The 3,245-nt window shown below is 40.0% G+C and carries 3 protein-coding genes; 2 read left to right on the forward strand and 1 reads right to left on the reverse strand.

The window, feature by feature from the left end; translation table 11 throughout:
- The first annotated feature begins 457 nt into the window (after nucleotides 1–457).
- Together PHV30_11995 and PHV30_12000 are read left to right on the forward strand one after the other, a co-directional pair.
- Nucleotides 458–874, forward strand: a complete 417-nt coding sequence (locus PHV30_11995) for a hypothetical protein (GenBank protein MDD5457734.1) — start codon at nucleotides 458–460, stop codon at nucleotides 872–874.
- Between the two features lie 240 nt (nucleotides 875–1,114).
- Complete coding sequence (locus tag PHV30_12000) at nucleotides 1,115–1,831, forward strand: hypothetical protein (GenBank protein MDD5457735.1); 717 nt, start codon at nucleotides 1,115–1,117, stop codon at nucleotides 1,829–1,831.
- 299 nt (nucleotides 1,832–2,130) lie between these two features.
- Here the strand turns inward: PHV30_12000 and PHV30_12005 are convergent, their stop codons facing one another.
- Nucleotides 2,131–2,790, reverse strand: a complete 660-nt coding sequence (locus PHV30_12005; protein MDD5457736.1) for a class I SAM-dependent methyltransferase — start codon at nucleotides 2,788–2,790, stop codon at nucleotides 2,131–2,133.
- Nucleotides 2,791–3,245 lie beyond the last annotated feature (455 nt).

Raw genomic sequence — 3,245 nt, forward strand, 5'->3', positions numbered from 1 at the left:
AGGGGGAAAACGTAACTGCTACAGCAATGGCACCGAGAAATGCGGAGATACAAAAAAGAGCATGTCATACTGAGCCTGTCGAAGTATAGACATGCGGTTGCCAATAGTTCTACGACGCTCCGGCAATGCGCCGGGGGAATGCCGCCTCACCCCCTAACCCCCTCTCCACGAGTGGAGAGGGGAAACGTAATTGCTTCAGCAATGCGCGTCGGGGGTATGGGAAGATTTGTTCGCTGATAATGCTCCTACTTGTCTTGGTAAGGCGTCTTGAAAAAATACTGAAATATATTATGCGTTATACATATATGGTATAATTTTCAATAGTATTTACTTCCGTTGTTTAAACAAAAAGGGAGGATTTTATTGAAAATGATGAAGAAATAGATGAACTTATTAGGTTAAAATTCGCTAAACTTTAAATAAATTGTGCCACATTCATGGGAATAAAGGAGTTATTATGTCGTATAAACTTTTTTGTTTAAATACTAACTGTTTAGTAAAACAATCATATGCTGAAAACATCGTGGAATTAATTAAAATTTTTGTTGGAAAAGATTATTTGTTTGTTTGTCCAAGCTGTTCGTATAACATGTATATCGAAAAACATTTTCACTTACAAGAAGATGGAGAAACTTGGAACCCATTTCTCAGAGGAATAGTTCCTCTAGGTAATCAAAATGATACATATCAACCATTTATTTATCTTGTAAGTGATGAACCACAGAATATTATTTCTTCATATTGGTTTTGCTATTATAAGGATACCAGAAAACAAGGTGGGAAACTAAAGCTTGGTTATGGTCCAGGAGGTCCTCCTGTATTGTCTATTGGTCAACTAAAAAAATTGATTAATATAATAGAGGCTAATCCATAAAATAGCGGATACATATGTGCCCCACTTGGTCGCCCTTACTAAGCATAATTGTGGTTATGGTTTCCCGGTTTATGGAGCGGGATGTCACGTTAGTGATAGGTTTACCCGCCGTAGCCACTATTTGGCAAAGGCCGCTGGGCTGAGGTATGACGGTTGAGGTTCAAAAATAAAAGCAATTCCAGTAAACTATATTCGATATATACTTTAGTAAAAATAAATTAAATAAAAGAGGTCTTATTTATGAACAAAAAAATTATTGCCGGGTTACCCATTACCAGATTATCAGTATCAAGAAATGGAGTACCGTTGGAAATTGCAATTCATCCATTAAAATCAAAAAAAATTGTGATAAGTATCCCGGGTATATTCGGGAATATTGACGGTTACAATGACAAATATAGAAAATTAGCTGATTTTATCAGGAGTTCAGGTATTGGCGCTGTACTCAGAACCGATAATTTGTCGCAGGAAGATTTCGGTGACGAAGAATATGAAGATGCTTTAACGAATAATGTCAGGTTTGCGATAGAATACGCCTTGGAGCATTCTTATAAAATTGCTAAAACAAAATCTCCCGATATTCTGCTAATGGGATTTTCAGCAGGCGCCAGCGCTGTCGCGGCTGTAGCTTCGGAATTTAAAAATGTTAAATCTATTTTGCTTGTAGCTCCCTCAGGCGATGCAGGAAAAACTGCCCTTGAATCAGGATTGTCCAAGTTTAAGGGGAAAGTATTTATCACAGTTGGTTATAATGATGAAGTTGTGGGTAGAAGAGCCGGACAGATATTCTATGATTTGGCAAATAAAGCAGCATATAAAGAATTAATAATTGTTGATGATTGCGACCACCAGTTCAGAGGAAGAAAGAACGGCTTAATAATGAGTAAAACGCCATTATGGGCATTTGCAGATGATAAGACTTATCCTTCACCTGACAACGGTATTGTTTTATACTGATCGATTTTTTTATGGCTTTTCCCAAAAGCCCCATACTTTCCCTCTCACTAACAACTTAACACTTAACACTTAACACTTAACACTTAACACCTAACACTTATCTCTTACCCCATATCCCCAGAACCCAGAGCTAAACTGCCAAGATTAGGCGTTTCCTCCCCTTTAAAAGGGGAGGTGTGTTGAGCTACGCGAAACACGGAGGGGGGATTTACTCCCTTCTCTTCGTAAGAGAAGGGTCGGGGATGAGTTCCCCAAAGCTCCGAGCAGCCCCAAAGGGGCGACCGAGCTCCGAGCGTCCGTTACTTCCTCCCCACCACGCAATATGAATCTTTACCCACCTGCGGTTCTTTTTTGGAGAAAGACTGGGTTTCAGAAAATCCGGCTTTTTTAAGCAGCGTTTCTACATCAGCAGAGCTATAAAGTTTAAAGATATCAGGTTCGGGGTTAACTTTTTCTAATTGTTCTTTGGTCGCGAACCCTACAATAAATTTGCCGCCGGGTTTTAATACTCTCAGCACTTCCCGCGCGTTTTGCTCGGGGTCCGGCCAGAAATATATTGTATTGGCCGAAAATATGGCATCAAAATATTCATTCGGATAAGGTAAACTGGCAATGCTGGCATTTTTCAGTTCAAGCCGGCCATCCCTGATTAACTTTTTGTATTTTTTCTGGGCCAACAAAATCATATCTTCAGAAAAATCTATGCCCACAAGTTTTGCGGCTTTATTTTCCAGCATGGGAAAAAGTATCCCCGGCCCAAAACCGATGTCGGCGATAACATCGCTCTTTTGCCCCTTGTATAAAGATTGCATAAAGTCTATTAAGGAGTAATTGCTGCGAGAAAGAATATAAGTAATAATATTTCTTCCGAACCAGCCTGTGGGCTTGCGGGATTGCTCACTGCTATATCTTGATGGTATAAGATGTAAACAAAATCGTAAGAATTTTTCAAAACTCATATCGCTATTATATATTATTTCTTGAAAAATTTACTACTAACACATAACACTTACCCCTTATCTCCTATCCCTTACCCCCCAGAGCTCCGAGCCCCGAGCCCCGAGCCCTGAACGTGATTGCGATGACAGGGTGAGGCGTTTCCTCCCCTTTTAAAGGGGAGGTGTGTTGAGCTACGCGAAACACGGAGGGGTGCTTTCCCCCTTTCTCCGTTTACGGAGAGAGGGTCGGGGAGAGAGGCGGTCATTCCCCAGCCCCCAGCTAACTGCTATAATAAAAAATATGTTAAAAGAGTTTTTAAAACCCTCTGCCTTTTACAAATCGGTTTTAGATGTTAACTATAACGCTTTGTCTAAAAAAGGTTACACTAATTTGGTCTTTGATGTGGATAATACACTGGTAGAGCGTATCAACCCTTTGCCGGATATTGCAATCAAGGATCTATTGCTGGATTTAA

The organism is Candidatus Margulisiibacteriota bacterium (assembly GCA_028715625.1).
Lineage (GTDB): Bacteria > Margulisbacteria > Riflemargulisbacteria > GWF2-35-9 > GWF2-35-9 > JAQURL01.

Coding starts and splice junctions, on each gene's coding strand:
- PHV30_12000 (MDD5457735.1), top strand. CDS start 1,115: ATGAACAAAAAAATTATTGCCGGGTTACCCATTACCAGATTATCAGTA.
- PHV30_12005 (MDD5457736.1), bottom strand. CDS start 2,790: ATGAGTTTTGAAAAATTCTTACGATTTTGTTTACATCTTATACCATCA.
- PHV30_11995 (MDD5457734.1), top strand. CDS start 458: ATGTCGTATAAACTTTTTTGTTTAAATACTAACTGTTTAGTAAAACAA.